This window comes from Aeromonas allosaccharophila (assembly GCF_016026615.1).
Taxonomy (GTDB): Bacteria; Pseudomonadota; Gammaproteobacteria; order Enterobacterales; family Aeromonadaceae; genus Aeromonas; species Aeromonas allosaccharophila.
In genome coordinates this window covers 4,251,599-4,272,477 of the sequence record NZ_CP065745.1, presented here as the reverse complement: position 1 = coordinate 4,272,477, position 20,879 = coordinate 4,251,599, and the positions used below count along the sequence as shown (strand labels likewise).

General features: G+C 60.3%; 17 protein-coding genes. 4 read left to right on the top strand and 13 right to left on the bottom strand.

What is annotated here, in order from left to right:
* Positions 1 to 22 precede the first annotated feature (22 nt).
* From I6G90_RS19625 to arcB, 5 genes are all read right to left on the bottom strand, one after another.
* Complete coding sequence (locus tag I6G90_RS19625) at positions 23 to 1,234, bottom strand: EAL domain-containing response regulator (protein WP_197928843.1); 1,212 nt, start codon at positions 1,232 to 1,234, stop codon at positions 23 to 25.
* Positions 1,215 to 5,483, bottom strand: coding sequence for an ATP-binding protein (locus tag I6G90_RS19620; protein ID WP_197928841.1), 4,269 nt, complete (start codon positions 5,481 to 5,483; stop codon positions 1,215 to 1,217). Before I6G90_RS19620 ends, I6G90_RS19625 begins: the two co-directional genes overlap by 20 nt.
* A 160-nt stretch (positions 5,484 to 5,643) precedes the next feature.
* Positions 5,644 to 5,847 carry a hypothetical protein gene (locus tag I6G90_RS19615; protein WP_042059910.1) on the bottom strand — a complete coding sequence of 68 codons (204 nt, stop codon included), beginning with the start codon at positions 5,845 to 5,847 and terminating at the stop codon, positions 5,644 to 5,646.
* A 317-nt stretch (positions 5,848 to 6,164) separates the two neighbouring features.
* Positions 6,165 to 7,529 (bottom strand): dGTPase, encoded by a 1,365-nt coding sequence (dgt, locus tag I6G90_RS19610; protein ID WP_197928839.1) that lies wholly within the window; start codon positions 7,527 to 7,529, stop codon positions 6,165 to 6,167.
* A gap of 51 nt (positions 7,530 to 7,580) precedes the next feature.
* The gene (gene arcB, locus I6G90_RS19605) at positions 7,581 to 9,893 is read right to left on the bottom strand and encodes an aerobic respiration two-component sensor histidine kinase ArcB (protein WP_111808616.1); all 2,313 of its coding nucleotides are present in this window, start codon (positions 9,891 to 9,893) and stop codon (positions 7,581 to 7,583) included.
* Between the two features lie 165 nt (positions 9,894 to 10,058).
* On the opposite strand from arcB, the gene I6G90_RS19600 reads away from it, so the two are divergent.
* The gene (locus I6G90_RS19600; protein WP_197928837.1) at positions 10,059 to 11,057 is read left to right on the top strand and encodes a DUF2860 family protein; all 999 of its coding nucleotides are present in this window, start codon (positions 10,059 to 10,061) and stop codon (positions 11,055 to 11,057) included.
* Between the two features lie 65 nt (positions 11,058 to 11,122).
* Here I6G90_RS19600 and I6G90_RS19595 read toward each other — a convergent pair whose 3' ends face one another.
* The 4 genes from I6G90_RS19595 to I6G90_RS19580 form a co-directional block, all read right to left on the bottom strand.
* On the bottom strand, positions 11,123 to 11,821 hold the full coding sequence (locus I6G90_RS19595; protein WP_042656806.1) for a DUF3334 family protein: 699 nt from the start codon (positions 11,819 to 11,821) through the stop codon (positions 11,123 to 11,125).
* An 89-nt stretch (positions 11,822 to 11,910) separates the two neighbouring features.
* Entirely contained in the window at positions 11,911 to 12,357 is a 447-nt protein-coding gene (locus I6G90_RS19590; RefSeq protein ID WP_075113695.1) for an HIT domain-containing protein, read from the bottom strand.
* Between the two features lie 73 nt (positions 12,358 to 12,430).
* Positions 12,431 to 13,072, bottom strand: a complete 642-nt coding sequence (locus tag I6G90_RS19585; protein ID WP_197928835.1) for a DUF2057 domain-containing protein — start codon at positions 13,070 to 13,072, stop codon at positions 12,431 to 12,433.
* A gap of 71 nt (positions 13,073 to 13,143) precedes the next feature.
* Positions 13,144 to 14,043, bottom strand: a complete 900-nt coding sequence (locus I6G90_RS19580; protein WP_197928833.1) for a LysR family transcriptional regulator — start codon at positions 14,041 to 14,043, stop codon at positions 13,144 to 13,146.
* Positions 14,044 to 14,140: 97 nt separating this feature from the next.
* Here I6G90_RS19580 and I6G90_RS19575 point away from each other — a divergent pair, with 97 nt between their 5' ends.
* The gene (locus I6G90_RS19575; protein ID WP_197928831.1) at positions 14,141 to 14,743 is read left to right on the top strand and encodes a short chain dehydrogenase; all 603 of its coding nucleotides are present in this window, start codon (positions 14,141 to 14,143) and stop codon (positions 14,741 to 14,743) included.
* Positions 14,744 to 14,871: 128 nt separating this feature from the next.
* On the opposite strand, the gene I6G90_RS19570 is transcribed toward I6G90_RS19575, so the two are convergent.
* The 3 genes from I6G90_RS19570 to dapA form a co-directional block, all read right to left on the bottom strand.
* Positions 14,872 to 15,975 (bottom strand): phosphoribosylaminoimidazolesuccinocarboxamide synthase, encoded by a 1,104-nt coding sequence (locus I6G90_RS19570; protein WP_075113691.1) that lies wholly within the window; start codon positions 15,973 to 15,975, stop codon positions 14,872 to 14,874.
* Positions 15,976 to 16,144: 169 nt separating this feature from the next.
* Positions 16,145 to 17,272 (bottom strand): outer membrane protein assembly factor BamC, encoded by a 1,128-nt coding sequence (gene bamC, locus I6G90_RS19565; protein WP_042059891.1) that lies wholly within the window; start codon positions 17,270 to 17,272, stop codon positions 16,145 to 16,147.
* Positions 17,265 to 18,152, bottom strand: a complete 888-nt coding sequence (gene dapA, locus I6G90_RS19560; RefSeq protein WP_139405701.1) for a 4-hydroxy-tetrahydrodipicolinate synthase — start codon at positions 18,150 to 18,152, stop codon at positions 17,265 to 17,267. Before dapA ends, bamC begins: the two co-directional genes overlap by 8 nt.
* A 205-nt stretch (positions 18,153 to 18,357) precedes the next feature.
* On the opposite strand from dapA, the gene I6G90_RS19555 reads away from it, so the two are divergent.
* Entirely contained in the window at positions 18,358 to 18,891 is a 534-nt protein-coding gene (locus I6G90_RS19555; RefSeq protein ID WP_005341119.1) for a glycine cleavage system protein R, read from the top strand.
* Positions 18,892 to 18,915: 24 nt separating this feature from the next.
* Positions 18,916 to 19,380: a thioredoxin-dependent thiol peroxidase gene (gene bcp / locus I6G90_RS19550; RefSeq protein ID WP_197928827.1), complete on the top strand. Its 465-nt coding sequence runs from the start codon at positions 18,916 to 18,918 to the stop codon at positions 19,378 to 19,380.
* Between the two features lie 49 nt (positions 19,381 to 19,429).
* Here bcp and I6G90_RS19545 read toward each other — a convergent pair whose 3' ends face one another.
* Positions 19,430 to 20,758 (bottom strand): IS4 family transposase, encoded by a 1,329-nt coding sequence (locus I6G90_RS19545; RefSeq protein WP_197928825.1) that lies wholly within the window; start codon positions 20,756 to 20,758, stop codon positions 19,430 to 19,432.
* Between the last annotated feature and the right edge of the window lie 121 nt (positions 20,759 to 20,879).

Below are 20,879 nucleotides of genomic sequence, written 5' to 3'. Positions count from 1 at the left end.
ACGGGGGAGCTAGCCAACAGAATCAGATAGATATCAGTGTAGGCAATCTATCTTGCCAAGTTCGGTGCCAATTTGCCAACTCACTGTGCGGCATCGGGCGGGCGGAGAAAAAGCCCTGGCAGAGGTCACAGCCGAGCCTGGCCAGCAGGTGCCAGGTCGCCGCGTCCTCCACCCCTTCTGCCACAGTTTTGAGCCCAAGCTTGCGGGCCAGCTCGATACTGGACTCGATAATGGCCAGGTGTGCCGGATCGGCATGGCAGCGATCGACGAAGGAGCGATCCAGCTTCAGCTCGGTAAAGGGCAGCAGCGCCAGCTGCTGCATCGAGGAGTAGCCGGTGCCAAAGTCATCGATGGAGAGGCCAAAACCGTGCATCCGCAGCCGGGTCAGCACCTCCAGCATGGCACCGATGTCACGAATGAAAGCACTCTCAGTCACCTCCAGGGTGATGAGGGCCGGATCCACGCTCCAGTGCCGGCACTGGTCAATCAGGGTCTGGCACAGACTGCCGTCATTGAGGGAGCTGGCACACAGATTCATCGACAGATTGATCGACAATCCGGTTTCCCCCCACAGGTGGGCATCACTCAGCGACTTGCCAATGATGATCTCGGTCAGGGGCGCAATCAGGTCGTGCTCTTCCGCCATCGGGATAAAGAGTCCCGGCGAGATGAGTCCATATTCAGGATGCTGCCAGCGAGCCAGCGCCTCCATCCCGGCCCACTGACCCGTGGCAAAGCTCACCTTCGGCTGATACCAGGGCAAGATCTGCTGCTGCTCGATGCCGCGTTTGAGCTGATCGAGATCGATCCTGTGCCCCTCCTCCTGACGGGAGGGCTCCCGGGCGGGAGACCATGACTGAATCAGCTGTGCGAGTTGCCCCGGCCGGGCGGGCTTGTCGAGCCGCCCCAGCACATGCAAGCCATAGGCGGCACTCATGCGCAGCACCGCCTCGACCACATCCCCCTCCAGCGCGCTGGAGAGGATGATGCCGCCGCGAAAGCCTGCCTGCGAGAGACGGCGCAGCAAACCCATGCCATCCATGCCGGGCATCCGCAGGTCACAGAGCAGGATATCGACTCTCTGCTGCTGGCAGAGCGCCAGCGCCTCCACCCCGTCGCGCGCCTCCAGCAGTTGCCGATAGCCCAGGCCGCGGATCTGATGCAACAGCGCCTTGCGTTGAAAGGTGTGATCCTCAGCCACCATGATGACCACTTCATGCTCGCGCTTGTTCATTCAGCCATAATCCTGTCTCGTAGGTAACACGGTTGATCAGCAGATCAACCTCCTGCCCCAGCACGGCAAACTCATCCAGCTGCTTGAGCCGTGCGGCACTCTCCAGCAGTTCGGCCTGTTCGGCCAAGGCACACTCCCCCACCATGCGGGCGGCCCCCTTGATGCGATGAGCGATCTCCAGCAACGCGTCCCCGTTGCGGACCGCCAGCGCCGCCATCATCTCTTCGCGATCCAGCAGATTGGAGGCCAGATATTCGCTGGCCATGGCTCTGGCATCCTCTTCATCGCCAAACAGCGCCATCCAGCGGGCAGCCAGCGCCGACGCGCCGGTTAGCGGCTCCGGCGTCACGGCTGCGCAGGCTGGCAGCCACTGCACCAGCGTCTGGCGCAGCGCTTCCAGCATATAAGGCTTGATCAGCATGCCGTTCATGCCAGCGGCGACCATGCGGGCCGACGCCTCCTCCGAGGTATCGGCCGTCACCCCTATGATGGGGGTCTGATCGCCGTTGGCCCGCAGGGTGTTGGTCAGGGTATAGCCATCCATCACCGGCATGTGGCAGTCGGTCAGCAACAGCGAGAAGGGCTCTGCCTGCCAGGCCTGCAGCGCCTGCTCGCCGTTCTCGACCACCACGCACTCGACCCCCAGGATCCCCAGCTGGCGCTCCAGCAGGGCCCGGTTGACCGGATGGTCATCCGCCACCAGCACCCGACCGGCCAACTTGTCGGCATGCGTTGCCATCACCGGATTGACGACCCCGCAGAGCAGCTCGCGGCCACTCTCCAGCAACAGGTCCGGATAGAGAGGAGAGAGTCCCAGTCGCCACCAGCGCGCCGGGCCCAGCCGGGTGCGCAGCACCTCGTCAGGGGAGAAGACGATCCCCTTGAGCCCGGGCTGCTGCACCCGCCCCAACCAGTTGTGGCCAAGATCGCGCGCCAACCAGCGCTCGTCGGCCAGCAGCAGGCCATTGACCCCCCGAGCCAGCCGGTTGGCATCGATAGGGTGCAATTTGGCCCCCAACCGCGTCATCGTCTGTTCCAGCAGGTGATCGTCACCGAGATACCACCACTCGCTGCCTGTCAGCGCCGGGAGATCCCAGTGGGGGTTGCTCAGCGGGATGGTGAAGCAGAAGCTGGCCCCCTCACCGGCCCGGCTATTGAGGCTCAGCGAGCCCCCCATCTTGCGCACCAGTTGATCGCAAATGGCCAATCCCAGCCCGGTGCCGCCATAACGACGATTGATATCGGAGTCGAGCTGCTCGAACGGGGTGAACAGCAGCGCCTGCTTCTCCTCGGCGATCCCGATGCCGGAGTCGGCTACCGTGATGGCGAGCTGCTGATCCCGATACCTGACGCGAATGGCAATCACCCCGCGCTCGGTAAACTTGACCGCATTGTTCAGCAGGTTGGAGACCACCTGCGCCACCCGGATGGCATCGATATCCGCCCGATCCGGCACCTCGCTCTCCCAGCTGAACTCGACTTGCAACCCCTTGCCATGGGCCTGAGCGGCATGACCACGAACCGCATCGCAAATCACCGACTGCAACGGGCTCGACTGATAATCCAGATGAAGCTGGCCCGCCTCGATCTTGGAGAAATCGAGGATATCGTTGACCAGATAGAGCAGGTTGTTGGTCGAGGTAACCACGTTGCGCAGCAGATAGCGCTGATCATCGTCCACGTTGCTCATCCGCAGCAGCTCCAGCATGCCGTGCATCCCCGAAATCGGCGTGCGAAGCTCATGGCTCATGGTGGCCAGAAAGCGACTGCGGGCCTGCATGGCCTGTTCGGCGCTGGCGCGCGCCTCATGCAACTCATACTGCTGCTGTTTGAGGGCCGTGATGTCCTGCACCATGCCGTTGAGCAGCAGGGTATCCGGCCCTTGCTCCACGAAGCTGCCCCGCACCTGCAGATAGCGCTCTCCACCGTAGTGGGGCACCTTGACCTCCCAGTCGATCGGCGTCCGGGTCGGCGCATTGGCGGCAACCCGACTGAAGAACGCCTGCAACACCTCTTCACTGACGCCAAATGTCTTCCACTCGGATCTGGCGGACATCAGGGCCTGGGAGGGCACCCCCAGCGTCTCCCCCGCCCCTTGCGAGACATAGAGAAAACGCCCCTGATCCGAGCGATGCCACAGATACTGATAGACCACGCCGGGCATGCTGTCGGTCATGTCCCGCAGCATGGCTTCCACTTCGCGCACCTTGTCCTCGGCGGCTTTCAGGGCGCTGACATCGGTCAGCACGGTCAATACCCCCTGGATCTCGCCATCTGCCGCCCGGTAGGGCAACTTGACATAGACCACATGGAACTGGGATTCGTCGATCCGCCGGGTATAGCCAGCGCCCTCCAGCCTGACGCCGGTCGCCCAGACGCTCTGCTCTTCACGCAGCATCTGCTCCCGCTCCTCGGTCTGCATATAGCTCCAGCCATCTCCGCCGGATTCGGCGCCGATAAAGGCCTCGCGGTACGCCTTGTTGCAGAGGGTCAGGTTCTGTTGGCGATCCCGCAGTGCCACCATGCTCGGCAAGGAGTCGAGCAGCGTCTGGACAAAGGCCAGCTGCTCGTTGAGCTGTTTTTGGGCCTGTTTTCGCTGATCATTTTGCCGCTGCAGCGTCTGGTTCCAGTGCCAGAAGATGGTAAAGAACACCAGCGCACCCCCCGCGCAGACCAGAAACCACAGCACCACGGTGCGGGTATCCAGGCCGGTCTGCAGCCGCATCGTCAGCCAGCGAGATTCAAGCTTGTCAATCTCGTGCTGGGGGATGGCATAGAGGATCTTGGTCAGGATCTGCTGCAACATGGGATCGGCAGGGGATACCCCCATGGCGCCGGGAAGACGCAAGTTTTGCCCGGAGTAGACCACCCGATAGCGATCCTCAAAGCCTCGCCCCAGGGCGGCCGGCAGGGTGGTCATGGTAAGCAGCACATAATCGGCCCGCCCCTCATCGAGCAGGCGCAGCAGGCGGCTGTCATCCTTCACCTCCACCGGAATTGCCCCCAGCGAGGCCAACAGCTCCTCGTCAATGGATGCATCCACAATGCCGACCCGCGTACCTCGCACCAATTCGATGTCGGAGAGATTTTTGCTCTCTCGCCCCCCCACGATGACGCGGTCAACAAACATGTAGTTGGGGGTGTAAATCCCCAGATGCTCGCGCTCTGCCGACGGGCTCATCACCGGAATAAAGTCGATCAGGTGTTTTTTGAGCAAATTCTGGGTCTCTCGCCAGGATTCGGTACGCACCAGCGAGAACTCCAGCCCCGAGTAGCGGCGCAGCAGGGCCACCATATCGGGTACGTAGCCCACCAGCTTGCCACGATAATTGAACTCGCTCATCGAGACCCAGTGCGGCGAGATACCGTAGCGCAAGATCGGATGCGTACGCAGCCACGCCTGCTCCTCGGGGGTAAATTTGACCGTGGTGATCTCCCCCGATGCCGTAGCCTGCCCCCCATTGATGGCTTCAAGGATCGGACGCATATCCGTCACCGGCAGCTCGGGCATGACCCGGTTTATCAGACTGGTGAGCCCGGAGTTGTTGCGCAGCATATTGACGGACAGGGAGGAGACCGGCGCCCACTGCGGTTTGACAATCGAGAACCCGGCATTGGGGTTTTGTGCCCGCTCCGACAATAGCGATGGCATATCCGCCAGATAGGCATCCGCCAGCTGTTGCTTGAGCATGAAGGTGGCTTCGCTGCGCCGCTCCACCGCCTTGACCGGCACCAGACCCAGCGCCTCGAGCTGGCCACAGGAGTCGGTCCCGACCATGCAGACCCATTTAAGCTTGCGAGCCTCGTCAAGAGAGAGCCGGGTGAGCGTGCGATTCAGCAGCACCCCCTGCGGAATAAAGAACGGGAAGGGCACCGAGGCTATCTGGTTTTCCCACTGATCTCCGGGCTGAAAATTGATGATGATATGCACCTTGCCCGCCTGCAACGCGCTCAGTGCCTCGTCATAGGAGGTGAACTCCTTGTAGTGCAGGGGCAAGCCGAGCGCTCTGGCGATCAGTAGCGCCATCTCGGGCACCGGGCCGTTGAACCCCTGTACCGCATCCTTGTAGCTATAAGGGGGCGAGCCCATCATCGGCATACCGATGATCAGCTCGTGATGGGCCGCGCTCCACTGACGTTCGGCCTCTGTAAGCGCCAATGGATTAAGTCCCGCTTCAGATTCGCGCTGCCCCAGCACACACCATAGCAGCAGGAATATAAACTGAAATAAACGGCGAGTGCGGCTCATAACCTGAATCCAAAGAAAAGTCGGCCGCAAATAATAGAGATTTTCGCAAAATTCGCGAATGGATATTCGCGCTTTAACTTAACCACAGCTTAATCAAATGAAAATGGCAGACCGGGGTCTGCCATCAATGCCAAGAAAGGGGCCATACAGGCCCCTTCCATCAGGTTATTCGATTCCCGAGTCGGAAGCCGGTTTGATACTCCCGCTCGCGAACGAGGGAGATCTGACCCTGATACCCTTCCAGCCCGATATCCCTGAGCAGGGCGGGTGACAGATTGACCTGCACGAGACGACGCTCGACCCGGGCAATCCTTCTCTGGACCAGGGATTCAACACTGCGCAGTAAAACCAGTTCGATAGACATGACATTCTCCAGTAGAACATGCGGTTCTCCCGGAGAAAGTGGATATCACCCTGCGGGACGAACCGCGGGTGATAAAAAGACAGGGGTTACCTGTTTACGCCACGCGGTAAAAGAGCACGAGATTTCACGCCGCACGCAGTGCCGCGAGAGAATGCAATATTGAGCATCAGATGTTGCATAATCGTCTCCTTACCGAGTAAAAGTTGAACAGGTTGCAGAAGTCTAAAAAATATCCGAATTTAAAACAAGCCTCCTGCGACTCCTTTTTAAACGTTTTCCTGGCATTTTATGCTGCCTGACAAGGGCAACCCCGGGCATCAGATCCCGGAGAGCAGCCGGTACTCCTCCAGCACATAGGTATCTGTCATGCCGCTGACGTAGTCGAGCAGCAACCGCACCCGGTAATACCACTCCTGCTCGTGCTGGCAGGCAAAACGCGAGTCCGGGGTGGCGGTCGCCAGCCGGTAGGCCTTGAGGTGACGGGCCGAGAGGCGGTGATAGAGGCGGCGGGCGAAGAAGAGATCCTGACTCCCCTCCCCGGCCAGCAGGCGGGCAAATTGCCGCGCCGGCAGCGCCAACAGGCAGGAATAACTGGTCAGCACCCCACGCAGCGCCGCATACCCTTCCAGCTCGAGCGCTTCCACCTCGGGGCGCATAAAGACCAGCTCGCGGGCCACCTGTTTGAGGATATCGAGCACCCGCGCCGCCGGCGCCTGACCGTGCAGCAGCGCTTGCGGGTAGGAGCCCTGCAAAATGGCCTGATGTTCGCTGACATAGCTCTGCGCCGCCAGCGTCACCAGATCCCGGGTCAGTTGCTGGCGAAAATGGGGGAAAAAGCCCCGGCCAGAGGCCAGCGCCTCATCCAGCAACGCCGCCAGATAGTCACTTCCATCAGCACGGCGCAACGCCACCAGCAGCTCTGACAGTGTCAGGATCCGCCGATCCACCGCATCTTCCAGATCGGCGATGCAGTAGGAGATGTCGTCTGCCGCCTCCATGATGTAGACCAGCGGATGGCGACAGCCGGGGGCCAGCCCCAGGCTCTGACCGAGGGCGCGGTAGAGCGGCTGCTCGCTGAAGAAGATGCCGCGCTTGCTGCTCCAGCCGTGATGCTGGCCATAACTCACGCCGGGTTGCGGCTGCTGCGGGTATTTGCACAGCGCCGCCAGTTGCCCGAGCGTCAGGTTGAGTTCGTGCAGGCTGTGCACCAGCCGCAGGCTCTGGGCATTGCCATCGAACAGCTGCAGATCCTGACGCAATTCAGCCCACTGGGCCGAGGGGGGCTGCGCCAGCGCCTGCTGATAGAGGGGATCGAGCATCTCGCCGAGCCACTGGCTCATCACCTGCTCGCCAAAGTGGCCAAACGGCGGGTTGCCCACATCATGGAGCAGGCAGGACATCTCCACCAGATTGATAAAGGCCCCTTCGCAGACCATGCCTGCTGGCAAGACGGCCAGAATGCGGCGGCTGATCTGGCGACCGGTCTCCTGCACCTCCAGCGAGTGGGTGAGGCGACTGCGCACCGAGGCCTTCACATCGAGCGGAAAGACCTGGGTCTTCTGCTGCAGACGGCGCACCGGCGCGGCCTGCACGATGCGGGCGCGATCCTGCTCGGTCGCCTCCAGCAGCTCCTCATCACCCCAGGAGTGGATGCGCGCGGGGGTAATCAAACGGCTATACATCTTGCAGCTCCTTGCCAGCAACTTCCCTCAGACTCAAGACAACCACCCGCCTCAAGACAACAACCAGCGCCGCAGACGGGCGATATCGCCGGGATATTCGCGGCGCAGCGTTTCAATCCAGTCTTCCACGTTTTCCCACCAGGCGGGGTGATCCGGGCTCTGGATCAGCTGGGCCGTCTGCTGCAGTCGGCGCAGGCCGATGGAGCCTGCCGCCCCTTTTATCTTGTGGGCCTCCTCCACCACCCCCGCCTGATCCTTGGCGATCATGTTGGAGTCAAGCACCGCCATGTAGTCCGGCATCATCTTCTCGAACAGATCGACGCTGGAGAGCAGCACCGGCTTGCCCACGGTATCGGCGTAATCGGTGAGGAAGGGCAAGTCCAGCAGCGCATCCTGATTGCCCGCATCCGCCTGCTCGTCCGCTTCATCCTCGGCCAGACCGGCAAACAGGTGGCCAATCACCTCCCGCACCGCTTTGGAACCGAGCGGCTTGTTGATCACATCCTGCATGCCGTGATCCCGGTAGTACTGGCGATCGCCGGTTGAGTTGGCGGTGAGCGCCACCATGGGCGGCAGGCTGTCGCCATAACGCGCCAGCAGTTGTTCCGCCACATCGAAGCCGGTCATGTCCGGCAGCTGGATATCGAGCAAAATGAGGTCAAAATCATCCGGGTTGGCCATCGCCAGCGCCTGGGTGCCGTCCCGCGCCACCTGCACCTGATGACCCAGCTTGTTGAGCAACGCGCAAGCCACCGTCACGTTGAGCTCCACATCCTCCACCAGCAGGATATCGAGGGAGGGCATCTCCTCTTCCGGCTCGGCCAGCACCGGCTCGGCGCAGGCCACTTCCAGTTCGGCGGTGAAGCAGGAGCCCTCGCCCGGATCGCTGTCCACGTAGAGCTGGCCCCCCATCGCCTGCACCAGCTGACGGGAGACCGCCAACCCAATGCCGGTACCGGTAGCGTGCTTCTTGCCCTGCACCTGATAGTACATGGCGAAGATCTTCTCCTGCTGGGCGCGCGGGATGCCAACGCCGGTATCCTCCACCTCGAAGTGCAGCGCCAGCTTGCCCGGCTCGTCGGCAGGATGGGCGAGGCAGCGCACGGTGACGCCCCCCTCATCGGTAAACTTGACCGCGTTGCCCACCAGATTCCACAACACCTGACGCAGGCGGGTGCCATCGGCCATCACGAATTGCGGCATGTCACCATCACGATCGAAGTGCAGATAGAGCCCCTTCTGCTCCGCCTGAATACGCGACAGGGTCTCCAACTCGTCGAGGAAGGCGGGCAGGTCGATGCGAGTCGGCGCAATTTCGAGGCGACGGCGATCCAGTTTGTCGAGATCGATGATGTCGTTGAAGATGTTGCCCAGAGTCACCGCGCTCAGGTGGATGGTCTTGAGCTGCTGATGCTGCTTGGGATCGAGGGGGGTATCCATCAGCATCCGGCTCAAGCCCACGATGCCGTTGAGCGGAGTGCGCAGCTCGTGGCTGATGGTGGAGATAAAGGTGGTCTTGTCGCGGCTCGCCTTCTCCAGCTTGTCCTGATACTGCTTACGCTCGGTGATGTCACGGCCAAAGCCGAGCAGACCGAGCCGCTTGCCGAAGCGATCGAAGAAGGGCACCTTGCGCAGCTCGAAATAGGCCTTGCGGCCATCGGGATACTCCAGCCACTGCTCGTAAGTGAGCGGCTCGTTGCTGGCGAAGACCTGCCGATCGGTCTCGACGATCTTGTTGGCGATCTCCTGCTTGTAGACATCGAACGGGGTCAGGCCGATCAGCTCCGCCTCCACTTTGCCGGTCAGCTCCTCCATGGCGCGGTTGCAGCCGGAGAACTGCTCATCCTCGTTGCGGTAGTAGACCAGATCGGGAGAGCAGTCGATAAAGGAGCGCAGCAGGGCGGTGCGCTCCCCCAGATGAAGCTGGGCTTTTTCCCGCTGGAACACCTCGTTCTCCAGATCCTCGATGGCCTGCAGACGCAGGCTCTCGGCCCGGTTGGTCTCGGCAATCTGGGCATTGAGGCGACTGATGTTCTCCTGCAGTTGGGTATTGAGCTCCAGATCCCGCTCACGCATATCCTGCAGCTTGCGCACCATGCGCGTCAGCCGCTGGCGGGAGTCCTCCAGCTGATCCACCACGATGGAGAGAAAATAGACGGCCCAGGGGGTCACCAGCAGGCCGAAGAAGACCGAGCGAACGAAGTCGATCACATCGATATTGCCGCGCAGGAACAGGGTCACCCCCATCTGGATGGCGACCGCCAGCACGATAATGCCCGCAGCCAGAAACATGCTGAATCGCACCAGTCCCAGCTTGGTCATCAGATCGACGTAATATTGCGCCCAGGATTTAATCTGTTTCATCTTGTTGTTTTCCCCCGATATTCGCGGTACAGAATACCAGCACAACAGGGGGAACTCTTCTTTATCTCATCCCGTTGCGTCACGATTCTGTGAGCTGGCTGACGAATGTCGGCTGCTTGAACCTCATCTTTTCATCCCGAACGATCGGATCAGGAGAACACTTCGATGCGTCACATCTCTCTGCTGGGCCTTGGCCTGCTTGTCGCCAACAGCGCCCATGCCGATTTGGGGAGCATTCCCAAAGAGTCCGGCTGGTCCGGTTTTCTGCTGGGCGGCATCAATGTCGTCAACTACGAATCCAACTTCTACAGCGGCGATGATGACCACAACACCCTCTCCGGTCTGGGCAGCCCGCAGAGCAGCTCGGCCGTCACGCCGTTGATCAATGCCGATATCCGCTACACCTTTGCCGACACCCGCACCCAGCTTTTTCTCGGCAACCTGATCCAGGATGCCATTCGCTTCGACTTCACCCAGCAACTGGGGCTGCGGCAAGAGCTGGGGGACAAGGGGATTGTCGGCGGCTCGCTGGTGTTCAGCGCCATGCCAACCGAGCAGTGGAGCGATCCATTCGCCGTGGGGGTGGCCCGCAGCTCGACCGACATCAACTCGACCGGCGTGCGGGCAAGCTGGGACAATATCTGGGGCAGCAACTTCAATGGCAGCCTGACCACCCGCAACATCGACGTGGATGAAGAGCGCAGCGGCCAGCAATACGACGCCATCCACCATACCAACTACGCCTCAGCCCTCGATCGCAACGGCAAGATCCACGCCCTCGAACTCTCCTATCAGTGGCGCTTTAGCGGCGGCCACGTGATTGAGCCCGCGCTGATCTATCGCGATGCGGATCTCGACGGACGCGCCCAGCGCTACAAACAGAGCGGCATGCAGCTGACCTATGCCAAGCGGGGCGCCCAGTGGTCATTTGTCAGCAACCTCTACCTCGGCCAGAGCAACTATGACGAGGCCAACCCCCTCTTCGGCCAGTACGCCGATGCCGACGAGTTTGCGGCGAACGCCATCTTCTTCTGGCACAACCTGTTTGGCGTCAGTTCCCTCTCGGCGACCGCCAGCGCGGCGTATGGCAAATCCAGCTCGGATATCAGCTTCTACGATTCACAAGCCACCCGCTTCAGCACCGGCCTGCTCTACAACTTCTGACCCCTGGTACAGCGCAAAAACACAAGGCCACTCGAAAGTGGCCTTGATGTCGTCTGGCTTGCGTCTCAAATCCCGAGGGAGTCGAGCAGATCGTCGTGATCGTTGGCGACCGGGGCCGCAGCCTGAACCGGCTTGGCAGCATCCAGCTTGGTCTGGGCGATCAGCGCATCGGGATCCAGCTCCTCATGCTCCATCCCCTCATTGTGGATGCGGATGAACTCGGTTTTGTCCATCGCCAGCTCCAGATAGAAGATGTTGTTGCGGGCGGTGAAGAAGGTGACGCGGCGGGACTCCGGGCTGTCGAGGTTGGTATCGACGCTCAGCATCACCTGCTTGTTGAGGGCCAGCATCTTCGGCTGGTTCTGGGTGATGTGAGTCTGCAGATCCCGGCCCACCTTGACGGTGAAGCTGCCGACGATCTGGTTCATCAGCTCGCCCATCACGTTGCTCACCTCGTCAGAGGTGTGGGAGATGGCGAGATCCTCCTTGGAGAGCCCCATGCTGAGCATGTAGCTCTCGTACAGCTCCATGGCGGCGGCGGCGGAGAAGTTGATCACCACCAGACCGGAAAAACCGCCATCGAACAGCACAAAACAGCCGATATCGGGCTTGAGGCAGGTCTTGCTGATCCGCTGCACCATGCCGGAAAAACGCACCTGACTCATGGTCGCGGCACTCAAGACGTCCGTCACCGAGTTGCACAGGCTGAGCAGCACATCCTCTGTGGTCAATACGGCATCGTCATCGGATCTTGTCACTATCATGGGACCTTCCTGAACATCGAAAATGGGCTTATCTATACCATAACTCTAACAGATGGCGCGGCCCGGAGACTGAAATAGCGACACGCCTCTCAGTTGACTCCGTTATCAGCAGCCACTGGGGTGAAACCGCTCAGCTTGGCGAGCCGGGCACGCCATGTATCGGCCTGCTGCGCCAAAACTTGTGGCTCGTAAGGCACGGCCGGATGAGCTCCCCAGATGGGGCCGGGCCAGGCACGATCCGTCGCAAAGCGGGCGACATGGTGAAGGTGGAGTTGCGGCACCAAATTGCCCAACGCCCCGATGTTGATCTTGTCCGGGCTGAGGGCTTGTTCCATCAGGGCGGCGACGGCGCAGGACTCCTGCATCAGCTGTTGCTGCTGCTCCGGCGCCAGATGGTGAATTTCCCGCAAGTTAGCCACTCGCGGTACCAGGATCAGCCAGGGATACTGGCTGTCTTTGGCCAGCAAGACACGGCAGAGCGGCAGATCCCCGAGCCACCGGGTATCTGCCTGCAGGCGTGAATGCAATTCAAACATGAAAACCTCGTTGAGTACGATGAACAGAGCGCCTGAAAAAGGAGTGTCCACGTTACTGCAACGGGCGGAAAACTTAAAGCTGCGGCACGGCCCAACCGATAAAGCGCTTGCGAAGGGCCGGATCGGCCTGCAGGAACAGCTGCTGCAACTGCCCTTCCAGCTCGCTGGCTGCCACAACGGGTTGCGCCCCGCTGGCGAGCGTAGCCGTTGGCTGCGCAGCAACGGCGACAGCCGTCAGCGCCGCCTTGCCACCGCTGCGGTTGTATTCAGCCAGTTTGCCGTTCCAATCCACCCCAAGCAGCATGCCACTGGTCACCAGCGCATCCTGCTGGATGGCGAGCGTCCGACCATTCTCCTGCAGCGCTACCACCGGGGCCTTGGCATACGCCTGCATCCCCCGCTCGTCTCCCGGTACGCTGGCCGTCAGCAGCAAATGCTGATTGCTGCCCTGATAGCGCACCACCTGCGGCTCGGAGCGCACCTGCCGGTCATTCTCGCTGCTGCTGCGACTGGGGATCACCCCCTCGAAGCGCACCAGCAGTTGCTGTTCGCCATCCGCCAGGGTGGCATGCTGCTCATCCTGCAAGGTGCCGTTGCTCACCGCGAGGATGCGAAAATTATCCGGCACCTTCACTTCCACTACGGCCTGCGCACTGCCCGCCGCCAACACTGCACAGAGCAGCACAAACCCGGTCAACCCTCTATTGCTCTTCATTCCCGCTGATCTTCCTGATGCCGATGATGGGCGCAGGGTAGCAGCCGAAGATGACAGAAAAATAACGCCGCTCAGAGCAGGTAGTTGGGCCGCTCGGCAAACCACTGGGCCAGCACCTGCTTGAACAGCCGGATCTTGCGCGGCACCCGTCGCTGCTGGGCATGCAGCACATGGAGCTGATGCAGGCCGCTCTGCCACTCGTCGAGCACCGTCACCAACTCCCCTGCCGTCAGCAGCGATTCCACCAGCATCAGCGGACACTTGGCATAGCCCATACCGGCGCGCGCCAATTGCAACACAGTGCTGTAGTGGTTAGCCCGCACCTTGCCCTGCACCAGAATGTGGGCCTCTTCTCCCTCACGGATAAAGTGCCACTGCTCCCAGGCCGGATTGTGCCCCTGCAACAGGCAGCTGCGCCCGCTCAGCTCATAGGGAGTGGCAGGACGCCCCTCGCGCGCCACCAGTGCGGGGCTCGCCACCACCACATCCTTGAGCCGACCGAGCGGCAGGGCCACCAGATTGTCCGGCACCTCGTTCATGGCGCGCAGGGCGATGTCGTTCTCCCCCTGACTCATGTCGACCATCTGGTTGGTGAAGTTGAGCTCGACTTCAACTCCGGGGCAGAGCGCAGCAAAGCTGGTCAGCAGCTCGCTCACCATGCGATCGCCGGTGCTGACCGGGCAGGTAAAGCGCAGGCGGCCGCCATCCTCTTCGGTCAGCGCCTGAATATCCTGCTCCGCCTGTCGTGCCAGCGCGAAGATCTCCCCCGCCTGCTGATAGAGGGTCTTGCCCGCCTCGGTCAGGCTGAGGCGGCGGGTGGTGCGCTGCAACAGTTGCGCATTGAGGGAGGACTCCAGCGCGCTGACGTGGCGGCTCAGCATCCCCTTGCTCACTCCCAACGTATCAGCAGCGGCCGAGAAACTGCCGCGCAGCACCACTTCGTAAAAGCTGGCCAGATGGGCGATATCCATCATTAGCTCCAATATGGAAACAATGGGTTTATTTTACGCGCTTTTTCGCATTTTCTGTTGCGCTAGAATCGACACATCCCAACCAGGAGTGATGCAGATGAAAATTGTGATTGTGGGTGCCTCCGGCACCGTCGGCTCCGCGGTCAGTGAACTGCTTGCCAAAGATCATCAGGTGATCCGGGTCGGCCACAGCCGTGGTGATGCCACGGTCGACATGCGCGATCCCGCCTCCATCAAGGCGCTGTTTGCCAAGCTGGGCCTGTTCGATGCGCTGGTCGTCGCCAGCGGCAGCGTGGCCTTCAACGGTCTGACCGAGATGACCAATGAGCAGTGGCAGGTGGGAGTGGAGAGCAAGCTGATGGGCCAGATCAACCTGACCCGCGCCGCCATTCCCTATCTGACTGACAAGGGTTCCATTACCCTGATCAGCGGCATCCTGAGCGAGGAGCCAATCAACTGGGGCGTGAGCGCCAGCACCATCAACGGCGCCATCGATCACTTTGTGAAAGCGGCCGCCTGCGAACTGCCCCGCGGCCTGCGCATCAATGTGGTGAGCCCCACCGTGCTGGAGGAGTCGATGGACAAATACGCCGACTTCTTCCCGGGCTTCGTGCCGGTGCCCGCCGCCAAGGTGGCACAGGCTTACAAAAAGTCGGTGCTGGGCATCCAGACCGGTCAGGTGTTCAGGGTCAACGGCTGATCGCCGCTCGCTTGCCGCCAGACCAGCAATAAAAACGGGCCCCGCTGCGGGGCCCGTCTGTTTCTCTGCCTATCTCCTTCGCCACCAGCAAACGTTTGTTTATTGGCGACAAAAAAAGAGGGCAACCCTTAATCGATCAGACCGTACTGCTCGCGCAGCACCTCGATGATCTCCTGCTTGGGATTGGCAGAACGCTCCAGCTTGTGGCCGATGATCTTCTCGGCGATCCCGACGTAGGTGTTGGAGATATCCATCATCACTTCGGTCGGCAGCTTGTTGTCGCGAGCCAGGGCGAAACGTTCCGGCATGCGGTTCTTGTTGAGCAGGATGTCCGGATCCGGGAAATGGTTGAGCAGCCACTGACGGAAACCCTCTTTGGACTTCTCGACAATCTGACCATCGCGCAGGGCCGCGCCATCCCAGATACGGGAGCTGTCGGGGGTACCCACTTCATCCATGTAGATGAGCTTTTCGTTGCCCGCCGCATCGTGGACGTAACCAAACTCGAACTTGGTATCGACGAAGATCTGATCCAGCGCGGCCAGCGCGTCGCTAATGACGTTGAAGCCCTCTTTGAGCAGCACTTCGTAGCGGTCGATGTCGGCCGGTTTGCTGAAGTTGAAGCCTTTATAGTGGCGCTCGATATCGGCACGGGAGACGTTGACGTCATCGGCTTCCGGCACGCCATCCAGCCCTTTCAGCACGCCCTTGGTGGACGGGGTGATGAGGATCTCCGGCAGCTTCTGATCTTTTTTCAGCCCTTCTGGCAGGGTGATACCGCAGAACTCGCGCTCGCCATCCTTGTAGGCACGCCACATGGAGCCGGTGATGTACTGGCGGGCAATCGCCTCGATCATCACCGGACGGGCTTTTTGCACGATCCAGACGAAGGGGTGCGGAATATCCAGAATGTGGCTGTCAGCCAGTCCCTTCTCCTTGAACAGCTTGAACCAGTGGCTGGAGATGGCGTTGAGCGCAGCCCCTTTGCCCGGTACGCCGTTCAGGCCATCCACACCTTGCCAGATGCAATCGAAGGCCGAGATGCGATCGCTGATCACCATGAGGGCGAGGGGCGCATCGGCCGGCACATCATAGCCTTTCTCTTTTATGAGCCGGGCACTGTCTTCGGGGGTCAACCAGTAGACGCTGCGCACTTTGCCGGAATGGACAGGTTTATCGGTACGGATCGGCAAATCGTCATTCACCGCCAATACTTGATCTGCAAGACTCATGGCTAATAACACTTCCTGTTTGTGGGGGGTAAACATCGCGAGTCCCTCACCTGCATGTTGTGTTTGCAACGGGCTGGCAAGGGGGCTCGCATCATCGAAAACCGGTCACAATCCCCCCTCGTATTCAGGGGAATTCTGATAACAAAACAGGGGCACAAGGCCCCTGTATTTATTCTGCTTTTGCTGCTGCCTGATCGGCCAGCCCCTTGGCGAACGCCTCGGACAGGCTGATATACATCTGGGAGATAACCCCGGACGATACCGGCTTCTTGTCCTTGTCGAACAGGGTGATGGAGGTCTTGCCTCCCGCCATTTCTCCAAGCTGGAAGCGGTATTTCTCCTCCTCCAGTTTGAACGGCTCGCTCCCTTTCGCCTTCCAGAACTCGGCACCCGGCTCTTCGTACTCGACGTCGATCCAGCCCAGTGACTGCTGGGTGTCCTTGATGATGAAACCGTAAGCGGGCAGTACCTGGTTGAGGCGACGCCACACCTGATCAAAGGAGCCTTCGGCAATCCAGGCGCTCAGCTCGTTGTTGTCCAGACCCAGCTGCAGGCCCATACCATCGTTGAACTTGTGCTGCTCGCGGGCTTTCAGCTGGCTGTCGTAATAGAGAGAGAACTGGTTCAGCACCCGCGCGGCATAGCGCTGGGCATCGGCAGGGGTCAGCTTGTTGCTGGTCTCGCCGTCGATGGTCTCTTCGTGATCCAGTACCCGGACCGACATGTTGACGGCGTGGCGCTGGGCATCGTTGCGCACGGTGAACTGGTAACGCTGACGGATTTTGAAGTCTTCGTCATCTTCACCCCAGCCATCGAGGGCGACCGTGTTATCAAACCAGCCGGTCTGCAATACGCCATCCTGCTGATCCAGCTTCTCGGTGGTGACCTTGTGTTTGGCCAGGAAGTTCATCAGGAACGACCAGGTATCGCGCTCCACGCTCTGGCTGGTGCTCAGGGCATAGAAGGCAACGGTCGGTTCGGCTGCGGCCTGCACCACCTGACTGCCCGGTACCACGGTCAGCAGCTGGGCGGGCGGGCGCACGTCGATCTGGGCGCCGAGGGCACCTTCACGGCTGCTCTCGGGCAGCGGCGGGATATCATACTGGCTGTTGAAGGTGGGGGCGCTCAATCCTGCGGGGATCAAGAATGCGCGGCCCTCGAGGCGGGCATCTTCATAATCGAAGTCGCGGTTGGCCATTTTGCGATCCTGGGGGGTGCTGCAACCGGCCAAGACGGCCAGGGTCGCAACGCTCAGCACCAGACGGGCTCTATTTCCCTTTCCATTAGATTTAAACACTCGCCATCAACTCCGCTGTGGTCAGTGCTCGCGCCATCAGCTGCTCGCCCTCGGGGGTGAGGTCAACCAGCGGCAGGCGCAAGGTGGCTGTTGCAATCAACCCCAGTTGGGCACAGGCCCATTTCACCGGGGTAGGGCTCGGTTCACAGAACAGAGTCTTGTGCAACGGCATCAAAAGATTGTTGATATCATGCGCCCGCCCGGCATCACCGGCCAGCGCAGCACGACACATGTCGGCCATCTGGGCCGCTGCAATATTGGTGGTGACAGAAATCACGCCATCGCCACCTTGCAGCATAAAATCACAACCAGTGGCATCATCGCCACTGTAGAGAGCAAACTCCGGCCCGCACAGTTCGCGCAGCTGCGGAGTGCGGCTCAAATCACCGGTTGCCTCTTTCAAACCGATAATGCCGGGAACCTTGGCCAGACGGGCCACGGTCTCCGGTTTGAGATCGCAGCAGGTTCGACCGGGCACATTATAAAGAATTTGGGGCAGACCACTAGCCTCGGCGATCGCACAATAGTGACGATAGAGACCTTCCTGGGTGGGTTTGTTGTAATAAGGGGTCACCGAGAGGCCCGCTACCACGCCGGTTTTGGCCAGTCGTCTGGTCAATTCAATGGCATGGGCGGTATTGTTGGAGCCGCAACCGGCGATGACGGGAATGCGTCCGGCAGCATACTCAACGGTCTTTTCAACGACGGCGATATGCTCCTGCTCGCTCAGGGTCACCGATTCCCCCGTGGTACCCACCGCAACAATGGCGCTGGTCCCGGCGCTGACATGATAGTCGACCAGCTTGGCCAGACTGGCCCAATCGACTTCACCTGAAGCCAGCATGGGGGTAACGAGCGCAACAATACTACCGCGTAACATGGACTTTTCTCCCGATTTTCAGGGGCGTAATGGTAAAGCTGCCCCCTTTGAAAAACAAGGGAGAGAGGGGGCAAGCCGTGATACCATCCGGCACAAAAAGCAATGGACGAAAGTCGGCAGCGCCCCTCAGGGAGTGGTCATCAGGGCCGGAGGGTTGGCTTGCTACTGCGGCTTTCGCAACGAAATAACGGACGAGAGAAGATTTATGACTCACTACCTGGTCGTAACGGCCATCGGCACGGACAGGCCTGGCATCGTCAATGAAGTGACCCGCCACGTCAGTGGCTGTGGTTGCAACATTGTGGACAGCCGCCTTGGCATCTTCGGCAATGAATTTACCTTTATCATGCTGCTCTCGGGCGACTGGAACAGCTTGATGCAACTCGAAATCAGCCTGCCCCTGCGTAGTCAGGAGTGGGATCTCATCACCATGATGAAACGCACCGAACGCCACCAGTCCCTGCAGTATGACGTCCGCGCCAGTGCCGACCTGTTGATCCGCGACGAGCCCGGCATCGTAAGCCAGTGCACCCAGTTCTTCAGCGAACATGGCTGGAACATCCAGGCGATGCAATCCATGACCCTGGAGCAGCAGCCGTTCAACCTGCTGAAGATCAGTTTTCAGCTCAATCTGGCCAGAGAGGGTGAAGTGGAAGGTTCGCAAACCGCCTTCGCCGAATTCTGTCGTCAACTGGGTGCCGAATCGTTCGAGTTTATCGTCAATCGCAAACACGCCTGAGGGCGTTTTACCCGAGGAGACCCCATGCAACCACTACAAGCTGGCAACCCCGCCCCCGATTTCTCCCTGTCCGATCAGAATGGCAATCAGGTCAGCCTCGCTGACCTGCGCGGCAAAAAAGTGCTGGTCTACTTCTATCCCAAGGCGATGACCCCCGGCTGCACCACCCAGGCCTGCAGCCTGCGCGATGTGAACGCCGAGCTGGCCGCCCTCAATGTGGTGGTACTTGGCATCAGCCCAGATCCGGCCAAACGGCTAAAGAAGTTCGAAGAGCGGGACCAACTCAACTTTACCCTGCTGGCCGATGAAGACTACGCCGTCGCCGATGCCTTTGGCGTCTGGGGCCCGAAGAAGTTCATGGGCAAGGAGTATGACGGCATTCACCGCCAGAGCTTCCTGATCGACGAAGAGGGCAAGATTGCCCATCACTTCGACAAGTTCAAAACCAGCGATCACCATCAGGTAGTGCTGGATTTCCTCAAGGGATAACCCTCCCCTGCGTGATTGACAGGCCTGCCACGCAGGTAATGCCAGTCAGTTAAGCCTGACTGGCATTGTTTTTATTGGCTTTTTTCACACTATACCTCTGTGGCCTTGGCTTCACGCAGCGGGGGTAACTTCGCTCCCTTCGTGCCGGCAGCACAAACTGCCCCGCCTGTTTCTCCAGGTCAGCTACCCGCTTCGGGATAGTCCCCGCTGACAGGTAGGGCATGCAGCTCAGTTCATGGATAAGATAGATCGACGCCATGTGAAAACTCAGCTGGCTCGCCGTGTATCCCTTCAGGCTCGCCGTCATCTTCACCATCTGGCTGCGCAGCAGGTTGTACGCCAGCAGCACGCCCCACAGCTCTTGCCGTATCCCCGTCGCCTTCTTGCTACGCAGGGTCAGTCGATGTTGTTGCAGGCTGTGCTTCATCTCCCGATAGCCCAACTCGATTTCCCAGCGATGGCTGTAGAGTTCAGCGATGTCAGTCCCCGGGAAGCGCATCGGGTCGACCATCGAGGTTAACACTTGGCGCTCCTTGCCGTTGATGTTGCGAGTCAGCAAGCGGGCTTCCACCGTATCCGGCAGTTGTGGCCACTTCTTGCGTGCCTGTGGACTGGTCGTCAGGCGCACCAGCACATCCTGGCGCCCCAGCTTGCGTACCACCTCGTATTGCGTGCCCTTTTTGAGCGGCAGCAGCCAGTGCCGCTCGCTACCCGCAGTTTGCCAGGCATGTAGCAGACCGAGGGAGTAAAACCCCTTGTCGAACAGGGTCAGCGAGTGGTCCGGCGTGCGCGCGACAAGCTGTTCGGCCAGCACCATCTCGTTGACGGCGCAGCTCTCCATGACAGCCTGAACAAGCAGGTGACTGGTCAGCTCCATCTGGCAGAGCATGCGTACCTGCGGATAGGCTGTCTCGCCATGCTGGGTGCCGGGCTTGGCAAACGCGGCGGTATTGTCCAGGGTATCGGGCGTGCGCCACATCACGCCATCGACGGCGAGCAGTTGCAGCCCGGCCCAGCCGGGGTGATTGGCCTGCTGGTGCCAGAGCGAGGCTGTCTCGTGAAACAACCGCTCGATGCTCTTGTCCCCGAGCTTTTGGCGGGCTTGCAGGAAGGCGCTGGGGGCAACAAAGGGACGGTCACCGGGCAACAGGATATCGAGCTGATTGACCAGCTGGGTCATGGGGACATGGCGGAACATGGCCATGCCGATGATGGCCCAGACCAGGCGCTCCATGGGCATGCGGCGACGGCGCAGGGTCACGACATCCTCTTCGGCGAGCAGAGTTGTGATGAGCTCGGGGGAAATGAGGTCGGAGAGTGACTCAAACTGAGCGGGATTGCTGGCGTGGAGGAAGTCGAGAGCCTGTACGATACGCATAAAAAATCCGAAACCAATCAACAGGTTTCGGATTTTTACACATCAGGAGGATCGGTCAATGGATCCTTAACTGATCGGCATTATGCCACGCAGGCCTTTTTTGTCTGGTCAGTAGCCCCTT

Coding starts and splice junctions, on each gene's coding strand:
- I6G90_RS19620 (WP_197928841.1), bottom strand. CDS start 5,483: ATGAGCCGCACTCGCCGTTTATTTCAGTTTATATTCCTGCTGCTATGG.
- I6G90_RS19600 (WP_197928837.1), top strand. CDS start 10,059: ATGCGTCACATCTCTCTGCTGGGCCTTGGCCTGCTTGTCGCCAACAGC.
- I6G90_RS19585 (WP_197928835.1), bottom strand. CDS start 13,072: ATGAAGAGCAATAGAGGGTTGACCGGGTTTGTGCTGCTCTGTGCAGTG.
- dapA (WP_139405701.1), bottom strand. CDS start 18,152: ATGTTACGCGGTAGTATTGTTGCGCTCGTTACCCCCATGCTGGCTTCA.
- I6G90_RS19615 (WP_042059910.1), bottom strand. CDS start 5,847: ATGTCTATCGAACTGGTTTTACTGCGCAGTGTTGAATCCCTGGTCCAG.
- I6G90_RS19545 (WP_197928825.1), bottom strand. CDS start 20,758: ATGCGTATCGTACAGGCTCTCGACTTCCTCCACGCCAGCAATCCCGCT.
- I6G90_RS19625 (WP_197928843.1), bottom strand. CDS start 1,234: ATGAACAAGCGCGAGCATGAAGTGGTCATCATGGTGGCTGAGGATCAC.
- I6G90_RS19575 (WP_197928831.1), top strand. CDS start 14,141: ATGAAAATTGTGATTGTGGGTGCCTCCGGCACCGTCGGCTCCGCGGTC.
- arcB (WP_111808616.1), bottom strand. CDS start 9,893: ATGAAACAGATTAAATCCTGGGCGCAATATTACGTCGATCTGATGACC.
- I6G90_RS19570 (WP_075113691.1), bottom strand. CDS start 15,975: ATGAGTCTTGCAGATCAAGTATTGGCGGTGAATGACGATTTGCCGATC.
- I6G90_RS19590 (WP_075113695.1), bottom strand. CDS start 12,357: ATGTTTGAATTGCATTCACGCCTGCAGGCAGATACCCGGTGGCTCGGG.
- I6G90_RS19580 (WP_197928833.1), bottom strand. CDS start 14,043: ATGGATATCGCCCATCTGGCCAGCTTTTACGAAGTGGTGCTGCGCGGC.
- bcp (WP_197928827.1), top strand. CDS start 18,916: ATGCAACCACTACAAGCTGGCAACCCCGCCCCCGATTTCTCCCTGTCC.
- I6G90_RS19555 (WP_005341119.1), top strand. CDS start 18,358: ATGACTCACTACCTGGTCGTAACGGCCATCGGCACGGACAGGCCTGGC.
- dgt (WP_197928839.1), bottom strand. CDS start 7,529: ATGTATAGCCGTTTGATTACCCCCGCGCGCATCCACTCCTGGGGTGAT.
- I6G90_RS19595 (WP_042656806.1), bottom strand. CDS start 11,821: ATGATAGTGACAAGATCCGATGACGATGCCGTATTGACCACAGAGGAT.